Source organism: Limosilactobacillus portuensis, assembly GCF_028607025.1.
Lineage (GTDB): Bacteria > Bacillota > Bacilli > Lactobacillales > Lactobacillaceae > Limosilactobacillus > Limosilactobacillus portuensis.
Genome location: NZ_CP117296.1, coordinates 1,584,750 through 1,606,493 on the forward strand (window position 1 = coordinate 1,584,750; position 21,744 = coordinate 1,606,493).

Genomic DNA, 21,744 nt, shown 5'->3' on the forward strand with positions numbered 1-21,744 from the left:
TCACCTAATTATCAAATGAAACCTTTGGTACTTCTTTTGTTTCCTTTGGCACTTGAAGGTAATCCATCTGCTTAAAATGATGAATTTTGGCAACAATGTTACTTGGAAATGATTGAATCTTAGCATCCAAGTTAGCAACAGTTGAATTGTACAGTTGACGAGAATAAGCAATCTTATTTTCAGTGTTGCTTAACTCTTCCATTAATGATTGATACTGGGTACTAGCCTTCAAGTCAGGGTAATTTTCAGCAACCGCAAATAAGGAGCGTAATGTTCCTGTCAATTCATTAGAAACCGCCATTTTTTGTGCGTGATCATCATCTGGAACATTTTCTAATTGGCTCCGTAACTGGGTAACCTTTTCTAAGGTGCTTGCTTCGTATTTACTGTACCCCTTAACCGTTGAAACCAAGTTAGGAATTAAGTCATTCCGTCGTTGGAGCTGAACATCAATTTGACTCCAGGACTCCTGAGCATGAGTCCGCAATTGTACTAGACCGTTGTACAGGCCAGCATAAAGAGCAACTAGTAACACAATAATTACAATGACAACAATTGTCGCTACCATTTCTCTTCCTCCTCTATTATTTTTTAGTAACAATTATAATATCAAATTGATCATTTAAGAGCGATACTTAAATCATCAATTTAGCAAAAAATTAGCAAATCCGGTATGATGAAAGAAAGATAACTATGAGGTGGTTAAAATGAAAATTATTTTTGTCTGTCTCGGCAATATCTGCCGTTCTCCAATGGCAGAGGCAATGTTCCGCCAAATGGTTGCTCAAGAACATTTAAGCGACCAAATTGAAATTGATTCCGCGGCCACTAGCAATGAAGAAGAAGGCAATTCTCCTCATCCTGGTGCACAAAAGACAATGCGTCACCATCACTTAGATCCCAGCGGTCTGGTTTCCCGCCCCATCACAAAAGCTGACTTTGACTCCGCTGACTATATTATCTGCATGGACGATATGAATAAACGCAACCTCTTGCGAATGGCCCCAGCGATCGATCGTTATAAGATCTACCAGGTATACGACATTGTTCCGGGAAAAGAAGGCACAGTAATTCCCGATCCTTGGTATACCCACCGCTTTGAGGACACTTACCACAGCCTTGCTGAAGCCCTCCCGTTCTGGTTGAAGAAACTAAGTCATGAAATTAAAGCCCAGTAAATTTCCACCAAGTATTGCTAGATTCTTGTGGTATAGTATAGTTACGATTTATGGAAAGCGAGGCAATTATTATGACAAAGTACGTTGTTGAATTAAACGAAGAAGATTACCAAATGATCAAGGACTGTCATTCAAAGAACCCTTCATTAATGAAGGCAATGGATGAAGCAAAAAAGGTTGAAAAATAGAGTGCCTTCGTCCCAAAGAGTTTCCAGAAAGCTAGCAATTTCTCCTGACGAGCAGTTCTTGACTAAGTTGCAGTAGAACGTTAGCTCGAGGAAGGTTAGTGCGAGCACGTTTCGACTAAATTACAGTAGAACCGTCATTAGCTCAAGGTTCTCGAAAAATTAAAAGGATGCATGGTAGAAGTCATTAACGATTTCTGTCATGCATCCTTTTTATTTATGAATTTCTTCCTGTCGTATACTTACTGCTAAAATTATGCTGTACTTGCTGAGGGGCTTCATTAAATGGCATCTTCTTAACAAAGCTACCGCGAACCATTAATCGGCGAGCACCGGTTTCATCACAAGTAATCAGAGTAATAATCTTATTCTTGGTATTATTAACTACCTCAACCTGTGAAGGCGAGATAATCTTCCGTTCATAAATTTTGTATTCATAAATGTTCTTCAAGTCAGTAATGTACACTTTTTGACCAACCTTAGATTTAGAATACAGGGGAGAGAACAGAACCTTACTACCATTAGCCATATTATGACCGGCCAACGCATAGTTACCTTCCCCCATTTTCATGTTTGGCCGTAACGTTCCGGTTGCTAAAGCTAACGTTGTGTTATCAACACCATTAGCAATCGGAATCGTCATGTCAATTGCTGGCACAGTAATCTCACCAATAATGTTAATTGGTTGTTTCTTTGCTCGTGCTCTTGCAACGGTCTGTAAGCTTAGATCCTGTGCATTGCTATAATCGTAGTTAGCACTGCTTTGCTTACTTTGATTCTCTTTAATTGCTTGACGAGTGATCTGCGGTTGATAACTTTCAGTTAAGTAATACTTAATTTGCTGGTTAAAAATGAGAACTACCGCAATTAATAGCAAGATAACTACTGCGGTCCAGCGCAGCCATCCCCGTGATTTTTTTTGTTGTTTCATCCTACTTATCCCTCTTGTTCAATTAGATAGACATAGTATAACCTGTTTTCCATCTTTTGAACAGAAACTTTAATTATCACTGTTCTTCCTACTTCCGTCGTTCCTATTTACCGGATTATTTGGATTTCGGCCATCAAGGAGGTACTCCTCAATCATCTTAACGATTTGCTTATTTTGGGGCAAATCAGAGTGTTGCGCCTCATCACCGGTTACTGTCATCGCCGTATAATGAGCAACCTGTTTTTGAAAAATATACTTCCCTGCTTGAACACTTTCCTCTGGAACCAAACCATCAGAATCATAATTTTCCGTCCCGGCAATAGAAAAGACATTTAACGTTTTCGGTAACTTATCACGATACTTTATTAATTCCGTGAACATTTGAGTAGGCGTTTGAATCGACTTTTCAGCAAAGTTATATGGTGTTCCGAGAGTCATTAAACTTTTAATTTTAATATTATCCTGATAGTTAGCGTAATAGTGTTCTAACCAATACGTCCAGATTAATCCACCATTTGAATGACCAAACGCCTTAAAGTTATTAAAGTAATACTGATCGGTCAATTCATCAAATGCATCGTTTAGCATTGCTGCTTGTTTCTTGATGTTTGAAAGACCGTCCTTATTATTTTCAAAACTAATAATAATAAATGGTTCGTTATCATTTCGGGCAATCGTTCCGTTGTAACTAATCTTGCCATTGTTATATACTTCCAGTTTCAAAACACTATGTTTTTTATCAGTATTCTTATTCAAAAGCTCAATCAACTGATTAAACCGTTCCTTCGTTGCAGAACTGCCTGGAACCATAATTACCGGGGACATTCGTGACTTTTCTTGAAGAGCTAAATAGCGGTTAGTATGCTTCATCCAGAAATAAGTTGGTAGGGCAATCAGGACTAAAACAATAATGATTGATATTAAAATGCGACGACTCTTTTTCCGGAGACTTCCTTCATTTTTAACCATAGTAGTCCACCTCCGAAGAGTCTAAGTATAATTCTTTATCAAAGTGATCAATAATTTTAACAAATGGAATGAAACACCATACATCCAAGACAAATAGCGCTAATGTAAAAATCAGTACCCACCAATTACCATTACTAGCAACAAAGCTAATCAGTGGCCCTGGCGTCCCTACCAGAACAGGATATGGAGTTGGTGGGATTAAATGAATCGCAATTGCTCCCGCAGCAATTAAAATATTGACAACTGGTAATATTAAAATCGGCAAGAGGTAAAGCGGGTTCATAATAATCGGTAAGCCAATCATCGCTGCATATTCTGAATTAAAAAGTGTTGGTAGCAGTGTCCACCGAGCAACTTGGTGTTGTCCCTGGCTTCGCGAAGTAATAATAATGGCCACTGTAAGAGCAAGTAACAGTCCGTTGCCACCAAAATTAGCGAATGAATTATACAATGAACCCCCGAAAAACGGGTAAGGAACATTCCATGAGGAGCCATGCCGCAAAGCATAGCTCAGGTTACTAGCAAACGGCCCACCGCTTAAGATTGCACCCGAGTTAGCAACGTTCCCTAAACCTAACCAGTCAAAAATTGTTACCAAAGTAGTTCCAGCAATCGTCAGGAGAATCCCTTGATTGTTGTGCCCTACTGTTACCATTTGTGAATAAACGCCCCGTAATACTTTACTTAACCAGCTAAAGTTTAAAATATAAGTAAAGATAATTGCTAATACAACGGAGGCTACCAATGGCTTCATTGCATAAAGCGACCGTTCACGAACACTGATAATTTGGTTGGTCTTCTGAAAGTTACGTTCGATTCCTAACCAGTGATAGATTTGCCCAATCGCGTAACCCACAATCAAGGCAATCAATAAACTCTGCGTTCCGAGAAGACGCCAATTGAAGGCAATTGCTCGATCCACTGGTGCGTGATCATAGCGAAAGGCGATAATTAAAATAACAATAATTCCCGTTGCCCCAGCTAGCTGCGAATCACGATGGTAGATTCTTGCAGTATATTTTGCGGCAGCATAGGCAACTAAAATCCCAAACAAGTTAAACGTAATCTTACTAACTCCGATAAAAGCAGCTTGTAGATTTGTCATGATCCATTCTGGAACCCAAACACCAAGGTAAGCCACATTATAAAATAGACTATCTTGACTAAGAAAAGTTCGATATATCATCTGTGAAAACGAACCAAGTAATGCGAATGGAAATAGCATTGATAAAGTCTGACGAACTACCCGAAAAAACGAGCAGTTATTTAGCTTCATTATTATCTTTATTAAGCGACGAATCATCTAGTCATCATTCCTTTTAAAAACTAGCTTTATTATACCTACCGTAGTGTTACTTTTGTTAATCCTATTTAGTAATTTTAAAGAAAAAAGACGTTGGGAACTCCCAACGCCTTTTTGAATAAATAAAGTATGTCTTACTTGAGACCGTACTTCTTGTTGAACTTGTCCACAGCACCATCTGCTTGAGTAAACTTTTGCTTACCAGTGTAGAATGGGTGTGAATCAGAAGTAACTTCAACCCGTACTAATGGGTATTCATTACCGTCTTCCCACTTGATAGTTTCGCTTGAGGTTACAGTAGAACCTGAGAGAAACTTGTAACCAGTAGATGCATCTTGGAATACTACTGGATGATAATCTGGATGAATTCCTTGTTTCATAATTTATTACGCTCCTTTTGCCATGAATCATTGCCTGAAACATAGATAATCAACCCTAACAGAATAACATGGATCCATTATCGATGCAATAGACAATTAGATTTTTACTGAGCTGTCATCTTCGATAGATACTTTTGCACCCAACCGGTTTAGCTTCCAAACAATTCGGTCATAACCACGAAGGATATTTCCAGCATTGTTAATGACCGTTGTGCCTTCCGCCATTAAGCCGGCAATTGTTAGCGAAGCTCCGGCCCGGATTTCCCCAGCAGAAACTTCCGCACCATGAAGCTGATCAGTATGTTTAATAACGATCATTCCGTCATGTACTTCAATCTTCATTCCCATCTTTTGTAATTCAGGAATATGCTTAACCCGCTTTGGATAAATTGTATCAACAACTGTACTATCACCTTCCGCAAGCGACATCAATGGCGTAAGCGGTTGTTGCAAATCAGTTGCAAATCCAGGGAACGGCATCGTCTTAACGTGAATTGCTTTGAGTTGCTTAACTCGCGGAACATAGATTTTATCGCTATCAATTTGCAAGTCGACGCCCATTTCAATCATCTTACTGGTAAATGATTCTAGGTGTTCTGGAATGACGTTATGAACCATTACACCATCACCAACCGCTGCTGCCATTGCTAAGTAAGTTCCTGATTCAATCCGGTCAGCAATGATAGTATGAGTATTCATTGATTGTAAAGTGTCTACCCCGTTAATCCGAATTGTGTCCGTTCCAGCACCACGAATTTGGGCACCCATATTGTTTAAGAAGGTTGCTAAATCAATAATTTCAGGTTCTTTCGCGGCGTTTTCAATCACGGTTGTTCCTTCCGCGCGAACAGAAGCTAAAATGGTATTAATCGTTGCCCCAACCGATACCATATCTAAGAAAATCCGGGTACCGTGAAGACCATTTGGTGCGTCCAAATGAACGGTTCCGTTGTTTTCACTAACAGAAGCGCCTAATGCCTTAAATGCTTTCAGGTGCTGATCAATTGGTCGTGGTCCAATATTATCTCCACCAGGGAATGTCAACGTTGCCCGATGGAAGCGTCCTAAAAGAGCACCCATAAAGTAATAAGAAGCCCGCAAACTCTTAATTGCCTTACTTGGAAGTTCAGCTTCAATGATCTGAGTCGGATCGATTTCCAAAAATCCGTGAGTGAATGATGATTTAACGTTCATCGATTCCAAGATGATCATTAAGTTGTGAACATCCAAGATATCTGGAACAGTATCAAATTCAACTGGAGTATCAGCTAAAATTGCTGCTGGGATCAAAGCAACAGTACTGTTCTTGGCACCACCGATCGTAACTTCGCCCGAGAGTCGGTTTCCTCCTTGAATGATCATTCTTTTCATGTCCGTGTTTCCTCACTTAAAATTTCTATGATTTTATAATATTTTTAATTTAATTTTAGCTAAACATTGTTTGTTTCTCAAACAAAACAATCAATAACAATAATAATTAATAATTTAACAAATTACAACCTTTTGCAGGCAATCTTAAACAATTTTGAAAGCTGGTTTTTTTCGCAAAAAAAGCTCTCAAGATAAGTCATAATTCTCATCCCTATCCTGAGAGCAGTTAAAAGAAATTAATTATTCTTATTTTCAACAGCAGCCTTAACAAATGCCTTAAATAAACCTTCTGGGTGGTTTGGCCGTGACTTAAATTCTGGGTGATATTGAGCAGCAACAAAGAATTTCTTCTCTGGCAATTCAACAACTTCAACTAAGTTCCGGTCTGGGTTAACCCCTGAAACAACCAGGCCGTGATCCTCCATCTCTTGACGGTAATCATTGTTAAATTCGTAACGATGACGGTGCCGTTGACTAATCATCTTTCGGTTATCGTAAGCTGCAGCTGCAACAGTTCCTGGCTTCAACTTACATGGGTAAGCACCTAACCGTTGAGTACCTCCCATATCTTCAACGTCTTCCTGATCAGACATCAAGTCGATAATGTTGTGCTCAGTGTTTGGATCAAATTCAGTTGAGTTTGCATCCTTATAACCAAGGACATCACGGGCAAACTCAATACATGCAGTTTGCATCCCAAGGCAGATTCCCAAGTAAGGGACATCGTTTTCACGAGCATACTTAATTGCAGTAATCATTCCTTCAATGCCTCGACTACCGAAACCACCTGGAACAAGGATCCCATCATAATCCTTAAGGGTATCAGCAACATTCTCTGAATTAATGTTTTCAGCATTAAAGTGATCAATATCAACCTTAGCATCAACTGGGTAACCAGCATGACGAAGAGCTTCGTTAACGGAGATGTATGCATCTTGGAGGTCAGTGTACTTACCAACCATGGCAATCTTAACGGTCTTCTTCAAATCATTTTCGATGTGGTTTACCATATCGGTCCATTCACGCATGTCAGCAACTGGGCAATCAAGGCCAAAGTGATCAACTACTAATTGATCCATCCCTTGTTTTTGAAGGTTTAATGGAATTTCGTATAACGTATTTACATCCATTGATTCAATTACGGCTTTAGGATCAACATCACAGAATAGGGCAATCTTGGTCCGCATTTCATCAGTGATTGGTTTTTCGGTCCGAACAACCAGGATGTTTGGCTGAATTCCTAAGCCACGTAATTCACGAACACTGTGCTGGGTTGGCTTTGTCTTCATTTCACCAGCTGCCCGAAGGTATGGAACTAAGGTCGTGTGAATGTATAAAACATTGTCATCGCCGACTTCTTCCTTCATTTGGCGAATAGCTTCCATAAATGGTTGTGATTCAATATCACCAACGGTTCCACCAATTTCGGTAATAACAACTTCAGCGTCAGTACTTTCACCCGCACGCTTAATTTTATCCTTGATTGCGTTAGTAATGTGTGGAATAACTTGAACAGTTCGACCCAAGTAATCACCACGACGTTCTTTCCGTAATACTTCAGAGTAAATCTTCCCAGTTGTAACGTTTGAGTACTTGTTTAAGTCGTTGTCAATAAACCGTTCATAATGACCTAAATCCAAATCAGTTTCGGTTCCATCATCAGTAACAAAAACCTCACCGTGTTGGTATGGACTCATGGTTCCTGGATCAACGTTAATGTATGGATCAAATTTTTGAATAGCAACCTTTAAGCCACGGTTCTTTAACAAGCGACCCAGGGAAGCAGCAACAATTCCCTTGCCTAGTGATGATACAACTCCACCGGTTACAAAAATGTATTTAGTCATCGCGTAATTTTCTCCTTTTTGTTTTTTAATGGGGTTAATAATATAGAAAAGACTCCCCATTTCTACTGAAACAGGGAGCCAACATTTTAACGAACGATTACCTGTAATTCACAGGCGCCCAAGAAAGATAATACAGGCTCGGCATCAGATAGTCAAGAACAAAATATTAAAAATTATTCTTCATCATCGTCATCGTCGTCTTGCAACTCAGATAATTGACCTTCAATACCATCATCAAGGCCATCATCATCGCTGTAATCGTCATCATCGTCGTCATCATCATAATCTGTGTTATCGTCATCATCCTGATCATCAAGATCTTCATCTTCAGGATCATCGTTATCGTAATCAATAACAACATCATCAGAGTTAGAATCAGCTAAGAAGGCATTAACCTTACGACGCTTTGTCTTTGGACGATCGTCCTCTTCATCATCTTCATTTTCACCAACGGTTGCTTCGTCGATTGATTCGTATGGGTACCATGCACGCAGACCCCAAGTGTTATCACCGAGGGAGATAAAACTGCCGTCAATGTTCAAATCAGTGTAAAACTGAGAAAGTCGTTCACGAATCTCTTCATCACTCTTACCAAGGTATTGTTGAACTTCATTAGTTAAATCAACAAATGCCATTGCTTCGCCGTGGTGTGCGAGAATAGCGTGGGCAACTTCGATCATTGAAAGTTCTGATTTGTCTTGGCCGTCAAAAATCTTTAAATCCAAATTGGTGCACATCCCTTCAAAAGTCTAAATTACAGTATACAATGCTAGGCTGCAAATTGCAATTGAACTTGGTAAGTTCCAATTAATTGTTCATTCGCGGTTAATTGATATTCCAAATTGATTGAACCATTAACGTCTTGTGGATCAAATTCTACCGCTAACCGGTTTGTTGTAACCAGCATTCCAATAATCCCATATTCTGTTCGGTAACGGGTTTTTGTCGGTGCTGATAATTGAAATTCAAAGTCTGTTTCCCGGATACCGCTTCGCCTTAAGTGAAGCTGGTCCGTTCCAAGGCGAAACTGAACCGGAGTAGCTGTTCCGTCTTGATGTTCCTGATAGCGCAGATAATACTTACCATTTAATTCAACAAATTGTCCCTGTTCGTCAAAATGGTATTGATCACGCTGACCATCTTGTTCCATCGTGGTCGTTAATTGAATATGAACTGGCACTACACGTTTGATACTAAGGACCTCCCATTTATTAAATATCTTGCCCTGATTATAACTGTTTTTTGTCTCTGAATGTTATTATTCAACCTAGTTTAGTATAATGAAAATGTTAAATAATACCAGTATTTATAGAAAAGAAGAATTAATTATGATTAACATTTCAAACCAACACGTTGAGCTCTTTGACCAACCATTAAAACCAGCAAATAATCTTTCTTCATTTACATATACTAATGCGATCCTCCGCGCCAGCGATCAATTAGCATCCCCCGTTCTTCATTTCTGGACACTAGAAGACACGATTATTTTAGGATTAAAGGATCAGCGACTTCCATACCTTTCCACCGCATTAAACTACCTTTCTAATAAAGGACTGCACTATTTTATTCGTAATTCAGGTGGTCTTGCCGTTGCCAGTGACTCTGGGATCCTCAATTTTTCTATTTTCCTTCCATGGCACGTCATTGGCGATGAGCTTAAAATTGATGAAGCCTACCAAGTAATGACCGATGTGGTTAGCGCTGCCTATCCTGAACTGACAATTAAAACTGGCGAAATCACCCATTCATACTGTCCCGGAACCTTTGATCTTAGCGTTAATGGGCAAAAAATTGGTGGAATGTCCCAACGCCGGAACAAATCAGGAGTAGTTGTGATGCTGTACCTTAGTGTCAATGGTCCTCAAATGTTACGGGGAGAAGTAATCCGCGATTTCTATACCAAGGGACTACAAGGCGAAGAGAACAAGTGGCACTTCCCAGATATTTGGCCAACATCAATGACCACCCTAGAAGAACTGCTTGGCAAACCATTAAGTCTCAACGACGCTAGGCAACGCCTGTTAAATGTTTTTGCCGACCGCGGAGAACAACAATTACGGCAAGCAATGTGGTCACGGGAATTTATCCAGTACCTAGGCCAAGAATTATCAACAATCACCCGTCTTCAAGAACGCCTTCAGGAGGAGGAATAAATAAATGTCCTTTCAGGATGAACAATTAGCTAAAGAAAAAGTCTTTCGGGACCCGATTCATGGGCAAATCATTGTCGATAACCAGATCCTGCTCGACTTAATTAATACTCCAGAGTTCCAGCGATTACGGCGGATCAAACAATTGGGAACTTCCTCGCTCACTTTTCACGGTGCAGAACATTCCCGGTTTGGTCACTGCTTAGGGGTTTATGAAATCACACGAAGAATGTGCAACAGGTTTCAAAGAAATTACCCAACTCGCAAATCTGGTGATGGCCTCTGGGACGACCGAGAACGTCCCGTTGCGCTTTGTGCAGCCCTCTTGCACGATCTTGGTCACGGCCCCTATTCCCACACTTTCGAACATATTTTTCATACGGATCATGAGGCAATTACCCGGGAAATTATTACTAGCTCGTCAACCAATGTTAACCGAATTCTAAGCCGGGTTTCCCCAACTTTCCCAGAAGAAGTTGCGAGCGTAATCGATCATACTTATCATAACCCCCAAGTTGTTCAAATGATTTCCAGTCAGGTTGACGCAGATCGAATGGATTATTTACAACGGGATTCCTACTATACCGGAACTAATTATGGTAAATTCGATCTCGACCGGGTTCTCCTCATGATGCGGCCTATTAAGAGCGGAATTGCCTTTGATATTTCAGGGATGCACGCGGTTGAGGACTATATTATCAGCCGGTTGCAAATGTACCTTCAGATTTATTTCCATCCCGTTTCTCGCTCAATGGAAGTAATTCTTGACCACCTTTTAAAACGGGCCAAGTATATTTACCAGCACCCCAGTGAATTTGAACCAGAATTCACTCCCTATATGTTGATGCCATTTTTCAATAATCGATTCACGTTGGACGACTACCTTGCTCTTGATGACGGTGTTCTTACTACCTACTTTAATCATTGGACTCACTCACGAGATGAGATCCTTAATGACCTCGCTAGAAGGTTTCTCAACCGACGACCACTGAAGTCTGCCTTGTACGATGAGAAATCCAAGCCACTTTTGCCAAAGTTGCGGAAGCTAATCCAAACGGCAGGATTCAATAGTGATTACTACACCGCTATTAATGATAGTTTTAAGCTTCCTTACGATACTTATAACCCGCAAAATTCAAATCCACAAACTCAAATTGAATTAATCCAGCCAAACGGCAACTTAATCGAACTGTCACAGGTTAGCACGCTTGTAGCAAGTGTTTCTGGCAAAGAAGCTGGAGACCAACGATTCTTCTTTCCTAAAGAAATGCTTAATGAACACCAAGATATTGAAATCTTTGAGCCAATCTATGAAGAATTTCAAAGTTATATTCAAAATAACCACATTATTAACCCAAAGGAGCGTAAACAATGACCATTAAACTAGTAGCAATTGATATTGACGCAACCCTGATTAACGACCAGCGACAAATTACCCCTAAAACTAAAGAAGCCCTCGAAGCCGCTAAGCAGCAAGGGGTTAAAGTCGTTCTTTGTACCGGTCGGCCGATGACTGGAGTTAATGCTTACCTTACAGAACTCGGCTCAAACCACCAGGATGACGAATACGTAATTAGTTTTAACGGTGCTCTCGCTCAATCAACTAATGAAAGAGTCCTCGTTAACTATACGTTATCCTTTGACGATTACATTGACTGGCAATCTTTTTGCACCAAGAACAATGTTAAATCACAATTTGAATCTCGTGATTATATCTACACGACTAACCGTGACCTTAGTCCATGGACGATCCACGAATCCGACCTAGTAAGTATGCCTGTTCGTGTCCGTTCACTTGATGAAATGGCACATACGCAAGACCAGTATGTCCTTGCCAAGGGAATGATGTTGGGCAATAAGGAAGAGTTAGATCGAATCCAAGCTAAGTTTATTCAGGAGTTTGGCAATCGATTTACGGTTATTCGCAGTGAAGACTTTTACCTAGAAATTATTAACCACCGGGTAAGTAAGGGAAGTACCCTTAAAGCATTGAGTGAAGAGCTCGGCATTAAGCAAGACGAAGTGATGGCTCTTGGAAATGCTCAAAACGATAATTCAATGATTGAATATGCCGGAATTGGTGTAGCAATGGGAAATGCCGTTCCCGAAACTAAGGCAGTCGCTGATGTAATTACTGACACTAATAATAATGATGGTGTCGGCAAGGCGGTCGAAAAGTACGTTTTACGTTAAGCAAAGTTGAAAAAATAAGCACGGGGATGGAAAAAACTAAGCGTTTTTTCATCCTCTTTCCATATTTAGCGCTCTCCGAACCTATAGAGTCTAATCGCGGGAATCCAAATAGGCTCACTTCGTATCATAACTGAGGGACTCGAGCCTAACGCAGCGAAGCAAGCCTATTCGGCTACGAACAATTCTGATGATTTCACCATCATTCATCGTTCTAGGTTAGTCAACCGTCCCTCCGAGAAAGTTAATTCCCAGCTTCGTAGTTATTTTCTATTCAAATCGCTGAATTTCTTTTTCTCGAGCGAGTTTTTTTATATTATCAGTTGTCACTTTACCAGTCATCTGATTGTAAAAACTATATTCCCCAGTTTGTTGATTAATAATTGCCTGATAATGAGTATAGTTGTGCGGATGTTGATCATTTTTAGGGATTGTGACGGATTGAAGAAAGGACTTTAACCCGTCAACCGTTGATATTTTACTCCCCCAACGCGCCTGAGCTGCCAAAATAAAGCGGTCACTTGAATTTCTACCAGTAATTTGGGCACTCATTTTGGCTAAACCAATCTTTGTTTGCGCTGTAAATTGAGACGCTGAATCATTGCCAAGATAGTGGTTTAATTTCTCTATCTGAACCGGATAAGCTGGGGTATTAGTATATGCACCAACCATATTTTTAAACACTACCAGCTTACCAGCTAATGGCTCAATTCCATAAGTCCCTGTCGAATCCATTAATAGCCAGTGAAATGGGTATTGCACCCCATCAAACCACCATTCCTTTACAACGCTAACGTTTTCTAAATCATCAATCACTTCTCGCACCGTAGCGTGACTTGCTAAAACCCAATGGATAAAGTCCTGTGGGGTTAATGTTAGCTTCCTGGAGCCTGCTTGCTCGTAACTAGCCGCTATCGGGAAAAAGAGTTCAGCACAAACCAGTCCCTGAGCATTAATTCCGTCACCAATCAGGTAATGGTTGCTGACAAGACGCATCCCGCCCAAAATAGCATAACGATTATCAATTGATTGTTCTTCACTTACGGGACGCCAGCGATAACCAGCTGGTAAAAACGTTAATCGCCACGGTGTCCGAGGTGGAAAGTCCATGGTCCGACCAAACAGTTTTTCCTGATCTAGCGTTAATACTGTACACATCTATCTTCACCCACCTGAAATAAAAAAGTTGTGACGTAATTCACATTACTTATATAAAAAGCTAATAGACGATACAACAATGGTCTCTAACGTTCTAGTAAAGCCGAACGCTAGAGACCCTCTTGTTGTAACTACGAAGTCATAAATGACTTCTGCCATACTCCCATTGCCTATGTCTTATTGTAATTTGGTAACCGCACCTGTTTGACTGTTGTACTGATAAACTCCAATCATGTTGGAAACAGTATTATCACTATTATTTTGCCGAACTTCTAACTTATAAACATTCCCGTTAGCAGATGTTGGGATAATTGAATAGCCCTTTTCGCCTGTGAAGCCCATCTTATTTGCAAAGGCTTCGACAACACTATCACTCGTCTTAGCAGATGCTTGTTGATTTGCGATCCGCTGACTAGAAGAGGAACTTGTTGTGGTCTTAGCATTTTGCTTCTTGTTAATCTTAGATTGAAGCGTCGTATAAGCATCCCGCATTGCTGTGCTGGTAGACTTTAATGGTTTCAAATTGTTAGAGGCAGTTTGGTAATCACCATTATCATATGCGCGCTTAGCAGTTAAATAATTTTGTAAATCATCCTTTAAATTATTAGCTTCATTTGAACGATTATTGGTGTTATTTAAATTATCGTATGCTGCTTGAAAGTTATTATTCCGAATTGAACGGTTAGCTGAACGAACCGCCTTAGTTGAGTCATTTTCAGACGACTGAGTACTGCTATTGGCAGATGAGCTCTTCGTAGAACTAGCCGATTGACTATTACCGCATCCGGCTAACGTTAGAACAAGAGTCAGTGCAGCAGCACCTACTGAAACATTCTTGAAGAACTTATTTACTGTCATAATTACTCCTCCTTTTTCTCCACAAATAATTATACCATGCTGAATTCACTACTACTCTTCTCAACCTTGCTCTTAAGAATATCGTTAAAAATGAAGAAGCTGAGAAAAAGCAAAACGTTTTTTCTCAGCTTCTAACTATTACCGATAATTTTCAAATTTAATTGCGGGAATCAAGCTCTCTATATAATTAAATTTCCGCACTCTTAAATACTTTCTTGAATAATGGGCTAACCGGCCGATTTTCGTTAATCCGCTTAATAGCTGCTCCAATAAGCGGGGCAACTGATACTTGCTTAATCTTATCAATTTGCTTTTCCTTTGGCAGTTGGATTGAATCAGTCACAACAACCTCTTTAATTGGCGAATTGTCTAACCGTTCGATCGCTGGACCCGAAAGTACCGCATGGGTACAGGAAGCATAAACTTCTTTTGCTCCGGCATCAATTAAGGCTTGGGCTCCCAAGGTAATGGTTCCAGCAGTATCAATCATGTCATCAATCATGATACACTTTTTACCCTTAACATCCCCGATGATGTTCATAATTTGAGCGACGTTTGCTCGTGGACGACGCTTATCAATAATCGCAATTGGTGACTTTAAGAATTCAGCTAATGCCCGTGCTCGAGTAACCCCACCATGATCTGGTGAAATTACAACAGCATCTTGAGCAACGCCTTCCTTAATAAAGTATTCAGCCAATAATGGCGCTCCCATCAAGTGATCAACTGGAATATCGAAGAACCCTTGAATTTGAGCAGCATGAAGATCTAAGGCGATTACCCGATCAACACCAGAATTTTGTAACATATTCGCTACTAACTTAGCAGTAATTGGTTCCCGACTACGTGCTTTCCGGTCTTGACGTGCGTAACCATAGTAAGGAATTACCACATTGATGGTCTTTGCACTAGCACGACGTAAAGCGTCAACCATAATCAATAGTTCCATCAAATTATCATTAACGGGTGCTGAGGTAGATTGGATAACGTAGACATTATCACCACGAACACTTTCTTCAATGTTAATTTGAATTTCACCATCACTAAAACGGTCAACGGACAACTTACCCAATTCAACGCCAACATGTTCCGCGATCTTTTCGGCAAGTGGTCGGTTTGAATTCAAAGCAAAAATCTTCAACTTAGGGTCAAAATAATGATTAGTAGTCATTGCATCCTCCACTGGATTAATTCAAAACTGGGAAACCGGAAAATTAATCTCCAGTCCCTTTAATAAAAATTATGTGTGCGACAAACATTATTATACCAACACTTTAATGATATAAATTTGCCACACAAAAAGCAAGAGCAGAAACCTTACCAAGGCAATTTCTTAGCGTAATTTTCCTTATTAACCTGACGTGCCCGGGCAATTGCCATATCATATTCTTCAACATTGTCCGTAATTGTGGAGCCCGCTGCAACAAACGCATTGGCAGCCAAATTAACTGGGGCAACCAAGTTACTGTTGCTACCAATGAAGGCATGGTCGCCAACATTAGTATGGTGTTTATTCTTACCATCATAATTAACAAAAACAACACCGCAGCCAACATTGATATCCTTACCAAGAGTAGCATTCCCAATGTAAGTTAAGTGACCAACCTTCGTTCCTTCACCAATAAAGGCTTTCTTAACTTCGCAGAAATTACCAATGTGAACGTTCTTGCCAATTTCAGCAGCTGGGCGAAGATGACTATTAGGTCCAATATCACTGCCATCATGCATTTCAGCTTCTTGAAGGGTTGATGAAGTAATGGTTACCCCATCGTGGATAGTGGAATCTTCAATTCGTGAATGCGCACTAATGTAGCATTCATTACCAATTGTGGTCTTGCCCTTAATGACCACTCCACCTTCAATAACCGTATCCTGACCGATTTGAACACCATCATCAATGTAGGTAGTTTCTGGATCCAACATTGTAACTCCAGATTCCATTAACTTAGTGTTAATCCGCTTGCGCATAATCTTATTAGCACGAGCAAGAGCAACCCGATCATTAACCCCCATTGATTCATCAAAATCTGACATCTTGTATGCAGTAACGATTTCTTGTTCATTTTTCAAGATTTCAATTACATCAGTAAGGTAGTATTCACCCTGAGCATTGTCGTTATTAATATTCTTTAGAGCAGCAAAGAGCTTCTTGTTATCAAAGCAGTAAACACCCGTATTAATTTCATGAATTGCTTGTTCTTCTGGCGTAGCATCCTTTTGTTCCACAATCCGTTCAACAATTCCCACGTCATTGCGAACAATTCGACCGTAACCTGTTGGGTCAGGTGCTACAGACGTAAGAATCGTTGCAGCAGCATGGCGTTGTTCGTGGTATTCAAATAACTTCTTAAAAGTATCAGCAGTAAATAAAGGTGTATCACCACTTACAACAATGGTTTCCCCATCTTCGTTCGCTAAAAGATCCTTGGCTTGCATTACTGCGTGTCCAGTCCCCAACTGTTCATTTTGTAAGGCAAACTTAGTCCGGTTACCAACAACCTCTTCAACCTTTTCGGCACCGAAACCAACAATGGTAATAATATTTTCAATATCAGCTTTTTCAAGTTGACCGACAACATGTTCCACCATTGTCTTTCCACATACCTTATGTAAGACCTTATATAACTTTGAACGCATCCGGGTTCCCTTACCGGCTGCTAAAATAATCGCATTCCGCTTCATTTTGTTACTTTACTCCTTCTCAAAAACATCTTTAATAAAGCTTCCTGGTCCAGCTTGAATTGTCTTTTTCTCATCATCCACCGCATTGACCTTAAGCAAAGACGTACAGTTATCTACTAATCGTTTACCAGTAACTTCACCCTCAGCTAAAACAGTCATTCCGACTAAGTTAGCATCGAATTCCTTAATCAGTGACTTCATCCCGTTCAGGGTTCCGCCACCCTTCATAAAGTCATCGACAACAACCACGTTTGCTCCCGCTGAAAGGGTTCGGCGTGATAACTCCATCTTCTTAATTCGTTTTACAGAACCAGAAACATAGTTAACACTCACGGTTGGCCCTTCAGTGATATGCGAGCTATTCCGCACAATTACAAATGGCTTATTCAAGTACATAGCAGCACTTTGCGCAATCGGAATTCCCTTGGTTTCAACCGTCATAATAACATCAACATCTTGATCAACATATTGGGTGGCAATTAACCGACCAACCCGCCGCAAAATATCCGGCCGACCAATTAAGTCTGACAGGTAAACATAATCTCCAGGTAACAGCCGGGTATCATCGCTCACCGCATCAACAAGGTCAGCAATGGCTTTTTCTGCATTTTCTTTTGAATAAAATGGCGTTAATACAGCACCACCACTTGCTCCAGGAATTGTTTCTAGTCGTCCCATTCCCCAAGAATGAAAAGTGTGCCGAATAATACTAAGGTCTTCGCTAATTGAAGACTTAGCAGAATCATACCGTTCCCCAAAGAATTTGAGTGAAACGAGCGAACGGGGATGTTCCATCAAGTATCTTGTCATATCGACAAGGCGGTTACTACGTCTAACCTTCATATCTAATCCTCCAAAAGTATTAATTGCCTTTGATTTTAACATAAATGTTCGTCTTTTACTTAATGTTCATTAAAATAACTGGACTTTTCTTCAGTATTAGAAGACGTCCAGTTACAAATTATAATAACGTAACAATATTAACGTTCCGACAAAAGCCCCGAATTCCATTCTGAACCCGTCGTGCTCGCGATTCGGTATGGCAAATTGCAAAAACAGATGGTCCGGTTCCGCTCATCTGTGCAACATCTGCCCCCAAAGCAAGCATCTTATCTTTCAATCGTTTGATTTCTGGGTAATAATGCATCGTTAGTGGTTCCAGAACGTTTCCCATATACTTGGTTGCCGTCCGCCAATCACCATCCCGTAAACTTTGAAGTAACAGTGAATTATTTAGGTGATCAATCTGCGTATAATCAATTTGCCGTAATATTTGCGGAGTTGACACACTAATCTGCTGTTTGGCAATTACCACCCAGTAATGGGGTTGTGATGGTAGTAACTCAATTTTTTCACCATGTTCGGTTACGTGAGCCAGCTTACCATATACACAATACGGAACATCTGAATCAATTGAAAGTGATAGCCGTGCTAATTCTTCTAACGAAAGGCCAAGTTCCCAGGCTGAATTCAAAATTCGCAATACCGCGGCAGCATCAGAAGAACCACCGCCTAGTCCCGCAGCAACTGGAATGTGTTTCTTAATATTAATTGTTAATGCTTCCCGATGGTGAAATCGATTACGTAAAATATTGGCAGCCTGAAATGCAAGATTTCGTTGGTCGTTAGGAAGAAAACTACTGTCTGTATATACTTTAATGTTTCCCGGCCGGTCAGCAATTTCAATTGAAACATAGTCAGCCAGATCAACAGAAACCATTACCATATCCCATTTTGGCATCCCATCGAGGTATCTCATCGGCGAATCTAAGCTTAGGTTAAGCTTTGCCGGTGCTTTTTCAGTGATCAGCATTCAGAACACCTCCCCGTTTAGTCAAATAGTTACTTTGATTATAGCAGAGAGAAAGCTGGGAAAGAAGTTAGGAGATCTAAAAAGCCGTGACAAAAGTCTTTAGCAACTCCTATCACGACTCTTCATCGCCTATTTTATGCTTGCGCTTCTTCATCTTCGAAATCAATCGAGATATTTTGTGTTAAGAGATCAGTATAACTGTAACTGATCCGGCTAATTTGCCCTTGTCCTTCATTAACGTGAACGACAAAGATTGCTGGATAAGTTTTACTAAGTACTCCATGATGCTTAGCAATACGCTTCCGGCCTGCTTGAGCAGTTACCAGAACTCGTTGGCCAACACGACCCTCAAGTTCTTGTTTAATCTCTAAAATACTTTTAGCCACACATCTCACCTCACAGGCTGAACTATACGCTAATTCCGTATAAAAGTCAAAGTTTTATCACAAGTTCAGTAATAATTCAATCGTATTTTAAATTAATTTTTCTTGATGCAGGGCATTCAAAAGGTTGATAAACTGGGCTAAGGTCAGCTTTTCTGGCCTAAGTTGTGGTGAGATCTCGATTTTTTCCAAAACTTTTGTCATTTTTGCTTTTATATTTTCGTCTTTACCAATGACAGTTTGTAAATTATTCCAGAGACTCTTCCGCCGGTGAGCAAAGCATCCCCGAATAAAACCCATTAATTTTTGCTTATCAAAGGGCTTAGTTGTTAACGGCTGCTGACGTTGCTTAAGAACCACAATTGCAGAATCAACGTTTGGTGCTGGAATAAATGAATGACGAGAAACGTTAAAGGCAACTTCTGCATCCATCTGGTATTCGATTGCTAAGGTTAAAGCACCATACTGTTTTGTCCCTGGTTTAGCAGTAAGCCGCTGGGCAACCTCCTTTTGCATCATAACAGTAATTGATGACCACTCTACCGGACTAGCCAGTAAGTTCATCAGAATTGGGCTAGTAATGTAGTACGGTAGGTTAGCAACTACCTTGATTGGTTTGGTTGGGTCGGTAAACCGTTGCTGAATTAATTCAGGTAAATTGGCTTTTAGAATATCCTGATTAATTACCGTCACATTATCGTAGGGAGCTAAGGTCTTCTCTAAAACGGGAATCAAGTCTTGATCAATTTCAACGGCAACTACCTGGCCGGCAGCCTGCGCTAACTTTTCAGTCAACGCCCCGATTCCTGGTCCAATCTCAATCACGTTATCAGCGGTTGTAACCTCAGCAGCCTCAACAATTCGCTGAAGGATTGCCGGATCAGTCAGAAAGTTCTGGCCAAACCCCTTCTTGGCATGAAGGCCATATTCATTCAGAATTGAACGGGTTGTTTTCCGGCTACCAATTTGTGCTGATTCACTCATTTTGCTTCCTCCTGATCCAATTGATGAACGGCATCTTCAAAATCTTGTCGGCGAATTTGAAACATATTCAGCCGTTTTAAGAGTTGCTTACCATTTCCATAGCCAATCCCGAGAATCTGCCCAAGACGCTCACGCCGGTAACGAGAATTTTGCTTCCCGGTTAAGCCAGCTGCTTTTAAATCAGCGCTAGTAATCTCGGCATCCGCTACTGTTCCCTGAGTATAAAGTTTTTCTAGGGCACTCCTAATCACTTCCGGTGTTGCATGCTCAACGCCAAGACTTCCCTTAAATTCAGGAATGCCCTGATCACGACGAATAAAGGCATGCTTAACCCCTGGAATTGCGTTGCTAATCATTTTACGGATTCGTTCGCCATTAAAGTCTGGATCAGTAAACACGATTAATCCTCTTGTTTCCTGAAGCTTTTTCAACCGGTCAATATCAGCTGCCGATAATGCCGACCCGTTAGTCTCATAGGTATCGGCATTAACCGCTTTTAGGATTTGCTTGGTATCGTCCTTTCCTTCAACGACGATTACTTCTTTAATCTTCTTCATTTGGCTCTCTCTTCGTTAAAAATAGTCTTTCAGCATTATGAAAAGTTTTGTAAGTAACCAATTCCGCATCAACATTCTTTAACTTTGCAATTGCGTCAACCACAAACTTAGTAAAGCCAGGCTCGTTTTTCTTTCCCCGGTACGGAATCGGTGTTAGGTAAGGAGCATCGGTTTCAACCATCAACCGATCTAACGGAACCGCTAATGCAGCTTGGTGAACCTCTTCAGCTGTTTTGAAACTAACAACCCCGCTAAAAGAGATTGCCATCCCTAATTCCATGAACTTTTCTGCCATTTCAGGCGAACCATTAAAGCTATGCATTACCCCGCCAAATTCATCAATATGAGAATCACGAAGGATTGCATAAGCATCTTCAAGAGCGTCCCGGACATGGATTGAAACCGGAAGCTTCAATTGACGGGCAATTTCTAACTGTCGGGCAAAAATTTCTTGTTGACGATCATGGGGTGATTTTTGGTCATTAAAGTAGTCCAACCCAATTTCACCAATTCCCACAACTAGAGGATCCTGCAATTGCTCAATTAGTTTTTTCTCAGTCTGATCAGTATATGAACGAATATCTTCTGGGTGCCAGCCGATAATTGCATGAAGATTATCGTATTCATGAGCCAGCTTAATCGCCCGTTCATTCAAGACGGTATTTGAACCTACAATATTCATTTGGGTGACCCCATAATGGGCAGCTCGGGCTTCAAATGCTGGAACATCATCATAAAAGGCGTCATCGTTTAGATGCGTATGCGAATCATAAACTTGACGCCAGTTTTTATGTTGTTTACTCAT

The 21,744-nt window shown here is 40.5% G+C and carries 23 protein-coding genes; 4 read left to right on the forward strand and 19 right to left on the reverse strand.

The window, feature by feature from the left end:
- Positions 1–4: 4 nt before the first annotated feature.
- Positions 5–568 carry a LemA family protein gene (locus PRK60_RS08165; protein WP_102168293.1) on the reverse strand — a complete coding sequence of 188 codons (564 nt, stop codon included), beginning with the start codon at positions 566–568 and terminating at the stop codon, positions 5–7.
- Between the two features lie 139 nt (positions 569–707).
- Here PRK60_RS08165 and PRK60_RS08170 point away from each other — a divergent pair, with 139 nt between their 5' ends.
- Positions 708–1,178: a low molecular weight protein-tyrosine-phosphatase gene (locus tag PRK60_RS08170; protein ID WP_273645954.1), complete on the forward strand. Its 471-nt coding sequence runs from the start codon at positions 708–710 to the stop codon at positions 1,176–1,178.
- 402 nt (positions 1,179–1,580) lie between these two features.
- Here the strand turns inward: PRK60_RS08170 and PRK60_RS08175 are convergent, their stop codons facing one another.
- From PRK60_RS08175 to PRK60_RS08210, 8 genes are all read right to left on the reverse strand, one after another.
- Positions 1,581–2,294, reverse strand: a complete 714-nt coding sequence (locus PRK60_RS08175; RefSeq protein ID WP_273645955.1) for a class A sortase — start codon at positions 2,292–2,294, stop codon at positions 1,581–1,583.
- A 69-nt stretch (positions 2,295–2,363) separates the two neighbouring features.
- Positions 2,364–3,263: an alpha/beta hydrolase gene (locus PRK60_RS08180; protein ID WP_102168290.1), complete on the reverse strand. Its 900-nt coding sequence runs from the start codon at positions 3,261–3,263 to the stop codon at positions 2,364–2,366.
- Positions 3,256–4,566, reverse strand: coding sequence for a PTS transporter subunit EIIC (locus PRK60_RS08185; protein WP_273645956.1), 1,311 nt, complete (start codon positions 4,564–4,566; stop codon positions 3,256–3,258). The genes PRK60_RS08180 and PRK60_RS08185 overlap by 8 nt, the downstream gene beginning before the upstream one ends.
- A 134-nt stretch (positions 4,567–4,700) precedes the next feature.
- Positions 4,701–4,946 carry a type B 50S ribosomal protein L31 gene (locus PRK60_RS08190; protein ID WP_003717829.1) on the reverse strand — a complete coding sequence of 82 codons (246 nt, stop codon included), beginning with the start codon at positions 4,944–4,946 and terminating at the stop codon, positions 4,701–4,703.
- Positions 4,947–5,042: 96 nt separating this feature from the next.
- On the reverse strand, positions 5,043–6,317 hold the full coding sequence (locus PRK60_RS08195; protein ID WP_148444472.1) for a UDP-N-acetylglucosamine 1-carboxyvinyltransferase: 1,275 nt from the start codon (positions 6,315–6,317) through the stop codon (positions 5,043–5,045).
- A gap of 236 nt (positions 6,318–6,553) precedes the next feature.
- A complete protein-coding gene (locus PRK60_RS08200) occupies positions 6,554–8,164 on the reverse strand; it encodes a CTP synthase (protein ID WP_273645957.1) in 1,611 nt (536 codons plus the stop codon).
- A 173-nt stretch (positions 8,165–8,337) separates the two neighbouring features.
- A complete protein-coding gene (gene rpoE / locus PRK60_RS08205; RefSeq protein ID WP_273645958.1) occupies positions 8,338–8,889 on the reverse strand; it encodes a DNA-directed RNA polymerase subunit delta in 552 nt (183 codons plus the stop codon).
- A gap of 44 nt (positions 8,890–8,933) precedes the next feature.
- Complete coding sequence (locus PRK60_RS08210; protein WP_219721719.1) at positions 8,934–9,344, reverse strand: YwiB family protein; 411 nt, start codon at positions 9,342–9,344, stop codon at positions 8,934–8,936.
- A 148-nt stretch (positions 9,345–9,492) separates the two neighbouring features.
- On the opposite strand from PRK60_RS08210, the gene PRK60_RS08215 reads away from it, so the two are divergent.
- The 3 genes from PRK60_RS08215 to yidA are packed head-to-tail and all read left to right on the forward strand — an operon-like array spanning position 9,493 to position 12,507.
- Complete coding sequence (locus PRK60_RS08215) at positions 9,493–10,317, forward strand: lipoate--protein ligase family protein (RefSeq protein WP_102168284.1); 825 nt, start codon at positions 9,493–9,495, stop codon at positions 10,315–10,317.
- Positions 10,318–10,321: 4 nt separating this feature from the next.
- The gene (locus tag PRK60_RS08220; RefSeq protein WP_102168283.1) at positions 10,322–11,689 is read left to right on the forward strand and encodes an HD domain-containing protein; all 1,368 of its coding nucleotides are present in this window, start codon (positions 10,322–10,324) and stop codon (positions 11,687–11,689) included.
- Complete coding sequence (gene yidA, locus PRK60_RS08225; protein ID WP_273645959.1) at positions 11,686–12,507, forward strand: sugar-phosphatase; 822 nt, start codon at positions 11,686–11,688, stop codon at positions 12,505–12,507. The genes PRK60_RS08220 and yidA overlap by 4 nt, the downstream gene beginning before the upstream one ends.
- Positions 12,508–12,774: 267 nt before the next feature.
- Here yidA and PRK60_RS08230 read toward each other — a convergent pair whose 3' ends face one another.
- From PRK60_RS08230 to PRK60_RS08275, 10 genes are all read right to left on the reverse strand, one after another.
- Positions 12,775–13,662 (reverse strand): linear amide C-N hydrolase, encoded by an 888-nt coding sequence (locus tag PRK60_RS08230; protein WP_273645960.1) that lies wholly within the window; start codon positions 13,660–13,662, stop codon positions 12,775–12,777.
- A gap of 177 nt (positions 13,663–13,839) precedes the next feature.
- Positions 13,840–14,520, reverse strand: a complete 681-nt coding sequence (locus PRK60_RS08235; RefSeq protein ID WP_102168280.1) for a hypothetical protein — start codon at positions 14,518–14,520, stop codon at positions 13,840–13,842.
- Between the two features lie 187 nt (positions 14,521–14,707).
- Positions 14,708–15,691 carry a ribose-phosphate diphosphokinase gene (locus tag PRK60_RS08240; RefSeq protein WP_102168279.1) on the reverse strand — a complete coding sequence of 328 codons (984 nt, stop codon included), beginning with the start codon at positions 15,689–15,691 and terminating at the stop codon, positions 14,708–14,710.
- Between the two features lie 146 nt (positions 15,692–15,837).
- A complete protein-coding gene (glmU, locus tag PRK60_RS08245) occupies positions 15,838–17,202 on the reverse strand; it encodes a bifunctional UDP-N-acetylglucosamine diphosphorylase/glucosamine-1-phosphate N-acetyltransferase GlmU (protein WP_148444474.1) in 1,365 nt (454 codons plus the stop codon).
- Between the two features lie 9 nt (positions 17,203–17,211).
- Positions 17,212–18,045 (reverse strand): pur operon repressor, encoded by an 834-nt coding sequence (gene purR, locus PRK60_RS08250; RefSeq protein WP_102168277.1) that lies wholly within the window; start codon positions 18,043–18,045, stop codon positions 17,212–17,214.
- Between the two features lie 118 nt (positions 18,046–18,163).
- The gene (gene ispE / locus PRK60_RS08255) at positions 18,164–19,015 is read right to left on the reverse strand and encodes a 4-(cytidine 5'-diphospho)-2-C-methyl-D-erythritol kinase (RefSeq protein WP_102168276.1); all 852 of its coding nucleotides are present in this window, start codon (positions 19,013–19,015) and stop codon (positions 18,164–18,166) included.
- A gap of 134 nt (positions 19,016–19,149) precedes the next feature.
- Complete coding sequence (locus PRK60_RS08260) at positions 19,150–19,401, reverse strand: Veg family protein (RefSeq protein WP_178695826.1); 252 nt, start codon at positions 19,399–19,401, stop codon at positions 19,150–19,152.
- An 87-nt stretch (positions 19,402–19,488) separates the two neighbouring features.
- Positions 19,489–20,382, reverse strand: a complete 894-nt coding sequence (gene rsmA, locus PRK60_RS08265) for a 16S rRNA (adenine(1518)-N(6)/adenine(1519)-N(6))-dimethyltransferase RsmA (protein ID WP_102168274.1) — start codon at positions 20,380–20,382, stop codon at positions 19,489–19,491.
- On the reverse strand, positions 20,379–20,939 hold the full coding sequence (rnmV, locus tag PRK60_RS08270; protein WP_102168273.1) for a ribonuclease M5: 561 nt from the start codon (positions 20,937–20,939) through the stop codon (positions 20,379–20,381). The genes rsmA and rnmV overlap by 4 nt, the downstream gene beginning before the upstream one ends.
- Positions 20,926–21,744, reverse strand: coding sequence for a TatD family hydrolase (locus PRK60_RS08275; protein WP_273645961.1), 819 nt, complete (start codon positions 21,742–21,744; stop codon positions 20,926–20,928). Before PRK60_RS08275 ends, rnmV begins: the two co-directional genes overlap by 14 nt.

Bases quoted from the DNA above. Each gene is read 5' to 3' on its own strand.
- yidA (WP_273645959.1), top strand. From the start codon at position 11,686: ATGACCATTAAACTAGTAGCAATTGATATTGACGCAACCCTGATTAAC.
- glmU (WP_148444474.1), bottom strand. From the start codon at position 17,202: ATGAAGCGGAATGCGATTATTTTAGCAGCCGGTAAGGGAACCCGGATG.
- PRK60_RS08200 (WP_273645957.1), bottom strand. From the start codon at position 8,164: ATGACTAAATACATTTTTGTAACCGGTGGAGTTGTATCATCACTAGGC.
- PRK60_RS08215 (WP_102168284.1), top strand. From the start codon at position 9,493: ATGATTAACATTTCAAACCAACACGTTGAGCTCTTTGACCAACCATTA.
- PRK60_RS08240 (WP_102168279.1), bottom strand. From the start codon at position 15,691: ATGACTACTAATCATTATTTTGACCCTAAGTTGAAGATTTTTGCTTTG.
- PRK60_RS08185 (WP_273645956.1), bottom strand. From the start codon at position 4,566: ATGATTCGTCGCTTAATAAAGATAATAATGAAGCTAAATAACTGCTCG.
- PRK60_RS08235 (WP_102168280.1), bottom strand. From the start codon at position 14,520: ATGACAGTAAATAAGTTCTTCAAGAATGTTTCAGTAGGTGCTGCTGCA.
- rsmA (WP_102168274.1), bottom strand. From the start codon at position 20,382: ATGAGTGAATCAGCACAAATTGGTAGCCGGAAAACAACCCGTTCAATT.
- PRK60_RS08220 (WP_102168283.1), top strand. From the start codon at position 10,322: ATGTCCTTTCAGGATGAACAATTAGCTAAAGAAAAAGTCTTTCGGGAC.
- PRK60_RS08175 (WP_273645955.1), bottom strand. From the start codon at position 2,294: ATGAAACAACAAAAAAAATCACGGGGATGGCTGCGCTGGACCGCAGTA.
- rnmV (WP_102168273.1), bottom strand. From the start codon at position 20,939: ATGAAGAAGATTAAAGAAGTAATCGTCGTTGAAGGAAAGGACGATACC.
- ispE (WP_102168276.1), bottom strand. From the start codon at position 19,015: ATGCTGATCACTGAAAAAGCACCGGCAAAGCTTAACCTAAGCTTAGAT.
- PRK60_RS08230 (WP_273645960.1), bottom strand. From the start codon at position 13,662: ATGTGTACAGTATTAACGCTAGATCAGGAAAAACTGTTTGGTCGGACC.
- PRK60_RS08165 (WP_102168293.1), bottom strand. From the start codon at position 568: ATGGTAGCGACAATTGTTGTCATTGTAATTATTGTGTTACTAGTTGCT.
- PRK60_RS08170 (WP_273645954.1), top strand. From the start codon at position 708: ATGAAAATTATTTTTGTCTGTCTCGGCAATATCTGCCGTTCTCCAATG.
- PRK60_RS08180 (WP_102168290.1), bottom strand. From the start codon at position 3,263: ATGGTTAAAAATGAAGGAAGTCTCCGGAAAAAGAGTCGTCGCATTTTA.
- PRK60_RS08190 (WP_003717829.1), bottom strand. From the start codon at position 4,946: ATGAAACAAGGAATTCATCCAGATTATCATCCAGTAGTATTCCAAGAT.
- PRK60_RS08275 (WP_273645961.1), bottom strand. From the start codon at position 21,744: ATGAGTAAACAACATAAAAACTGGCGTCAAGTTTATGATTCGCATACG.
- purR (WP_102168277.1), bottom strand. From the start codon at position 18,045: ATGAAGGTTAGACGTAGTAACCGCCTTGTCGATATGACAAGATACTTG.
- PRK60_RS08195 (WP_148444472.1), bottom strand. From the start codon at position 6,317: ATGAAAAGAATGATCATTCAAGGAGGAAACCGACTCTCGGGCGAAGTT.